Raw genomic sequence first — 2,344 nt, forward strand, 5'->3', positions numbered from 1 at the left:
ACTGGGTCTTCAGCGTGCGAGGGGTTCCAGCTAAACCAGATTTCAGAACCGCGTTTACGGATGGTCGGACGCAACAGCTTGAGCGAATGAGCCGAGAGGGACTGAGCTTCTTCCACCCACGCAACGTCAAAGCCTTCCAGCGACTTGATCGAGTCCGCCGTATGGTTCTGCATCCCTTGGAAGATAATCACGCCGTCGCCCGGTGTGCGAATTTCCTTATCGAGCAACTCGAACTTGTCAGCTAAACCGTGCGCCATGATCTTGTCTGTCACGAGCTGCTTGACCGACATATTCAGTGACTTCTGGATTTCACGAATGCACACAGCCCGCAGGCCGGGGCGCATCATCGCTTGCGCTACGAGGTATTCAGCAAAGAAGTGAGACTTCCCAGAGCCGCGACCACCCCATACGCCCTTATAACGCGCAGGCTGGAGCAACGGCGCAAAAACACGCGGTGTCTGAATATCAAGGGGCGCTGTTTCTGTCATTTTTTGGGTCAACTATGGTGTGACGTATTTCAGTAATCGGGCCGCCATCTGGCCCGCTATGTTCAAGCTGCTGTTTGTCGCCGAATACTTTCGGAGCACGGCGGGCAATATCCCACCGCTTAATCTCAAAACGCGTTTTGCTCGCCGTTGCGTTGTCTGGCGTAATGCCCTGTTCTAGCTCACGTATTTCGTCCGCCAGAATATAGCTCGATATTTCGCGCGCGCGCCTGTACTGGTCAGACAATCCGGGCCGTTCGTGAACCCACTGTAAAAATTGAGTACGCGACGGCCGTGAATTGCCTGAGCAAATTTCTCGTAATGTGCTGCCCTCCATCACCTCAACTACCATCGCATCGAATAACGTTTGAGAGAACGAGACAGGCGGTTTGCGCGCGCCTGTTTTTTTACGTGTAGTCGGTTTTTTGCTCATCGCCACCGCTCCAAAGACTGCCCGTTTTCCCATGCCTGAGCGCGCAGCTCTTTACACGCAGCGCTCCAAACGCGGGTCATGAGGGTGGAGGGAACTGTTGAACCGATAGAATATACCGCCGTGTGAGGCAGCGTGAACGGGGCGCAGCGCACCACGTCGCGAGCCGACAGACCGAGCAGCGCCGCATCCATCCACGATGGGTGGACATCAGCCCGGTGGGTATTTTCTGGGCCTTTACGGATCGGCACGAGTGCCACGCGGTCTTTCTGGCGTTTTAGCACGATACAAAGGCCGCCCCGTGTAGATACAATACGACCACGCCTAATCCGTGGGTCTGGAGTAGGGGCGAAGTTCGGCATGATATTTTCGAGAGAGAAAGCTTAAAACAAAAAAAAGCCGCGGCCCGATTGGGCGCACGACTTCCGACTATGCCAATATCATGCCACGTTTATGCTATACGTACAAGTCCTTTTTTTAAAATCGCCTCATTGACTCCAGAGGTTGGTTTTTTAATTGTATGATTCTTATAAATTTTCGTGATGTAAAAGCTTAATATAATGGGGTGTTAACGTGGGTCTTCCCCCGATTCAATTCATGGATAAAATTAAAGAGATTTTAGAAGTTTTAACTAACTTGGCAAAAGTTGCAGGGAAAGAAATTTTTCTCCTCACGATGTTTTTCGTGTTATACATAATCGGGTTGGTATGTGGGCTCGTTTGGTATCAACTGCTTGCTGGAATTTTGGCATTGTATATCCCCTATCAAATGAAAAAGGCCCTAGAAATTATAAGCGGATGGGAAAAACAAAAAAGATTAATAAAAAACGAACAGAAGAGGCTCAACGATATGTTGAAATCATTGATTTCTTCTGAAGGAAAAAAGAAAAATAGGAGGAAATAAGATGTTTTTATATATTATATTTTTGGCCGGCTCATTATTTTCGATTAATGTTGTGGGCTCGTACTTTCTTCATAGGGTAAAGCTATACGGGAATGCTTTGAAAGAATTTAATGATGCGCTGGATGTTATTTTAAAAGATGATCGCGTTCCGTATCTTGAAAAGCAAAGATTGGCGCGACTAAGCATCGTTGCATGCTCTAAGGAGAAGGCAAAATCATATATAGATTTTGCTGCCTCGGTTTTGGCTGGGGAGGTTACTCCTTCGGAAGGGAATCGTTATTATGACGATCACCCTGATTTAGTAAGAAGATGTTTAGATCTGTATATGGCGGCGTTAAGTGTCGCGGGTTTTACAATAGGAGATGTGTACAAAGCTCAACATATCAGAAAAGGACTAATGTCATCAGGCAAATTATCAGAGACGAAGGAAGATTGTTTGTTTGCGCGCTTTTCCGTGAGATTGCCAAGGCTTTTGAAATTTGTGCCAAAGGAATTTCCTCAATACGCTTGATGATGTGTCAACATA

At 47.4% G+C, this 2,344-nt stretch carries 5 protein-coding genes; 2 read left to right on the forward strand and 3 right to left on the reverse strand.

The genetic code is table 11. From position 1 onward, the window contains the following. From GS535_RS04290 to GS535_RS04300, 3 genes are all read right to left on the reverse strand, one after another. The coding region (locus GS535_RS04290; RefSeq protein WP_202409338.1) for a phage terminase large subunit at window positions 1–488 on the reverse strand (488 nt) is incomplete at its 3' end. Further along, on the reverse strand, window positions 466–951 hold the full coding sequence (locus GS535_RS04295; protein WP_160793098.1) for a lysozyme: 486 nt from the start codon (window positions 949–951) through the stop codon (window positions 466–468). The genes GS535_RS04290 and GS535_RS04295, both read right to left, overlap by 23 nt. Further along, a complete protein-coding gene (locus GS535_RS04300; RefSeq protein ID WP_160793099.1) occupies window positions 915–1,277 on the reverse strand; it encodes a hypothetical protein in 363 nt (120 codons plus the stop codon). The genes GS535_RS04295 and GS535_RS04300 overlap by 37 nt, the downstream gene beginning before the upstream one ends. A gap of 211 nt (window positions 1,278–1,488) precedes the next feature. Here GS535_RS04300 and GS535_RS04305 point away from each other — a divergent pair, with 211 nt between their 5' ends. Together GS535_RS04305 and GS535_RS04310 are read left to right on the forward strand one after the other, a co-directional pair. Beyond that, window positions 1,489–1,818: a hypothetical protein gene (locus tag GS535_RS04305; RefSeq protein WP_160792505.1), complete on the forward strand. Its 330-nt coding sequence runs from the start codon at window positions 1,489–1,491 to the stop codon at window positions 1,816–1,818. Between the two features lies 1 nt (window position 1,819). After that, window positions 1,820–2,329 (forward strand): hypothetical protein, encoded by a 510-nt coding sequence (locus tag GS535_RS04310; RefSeq protein ID WP_160792506.1) that lies wholly within the window; start codon window positions 1,820–1,822, stop codon window positions 2,327–2,329. The last annotated feature ends 15 nt before the right edge of the window (window positions 2,330–2,344 follow it).

It is taken from the genome of Saccharibacter sp. EH611, assembly GCF_009834765.1.
GTDB lineage: Bacteria > Pseudomonadota > Alphaproteobacteria > Acetobacterales > Acetobacteraceae > Saccharibacter.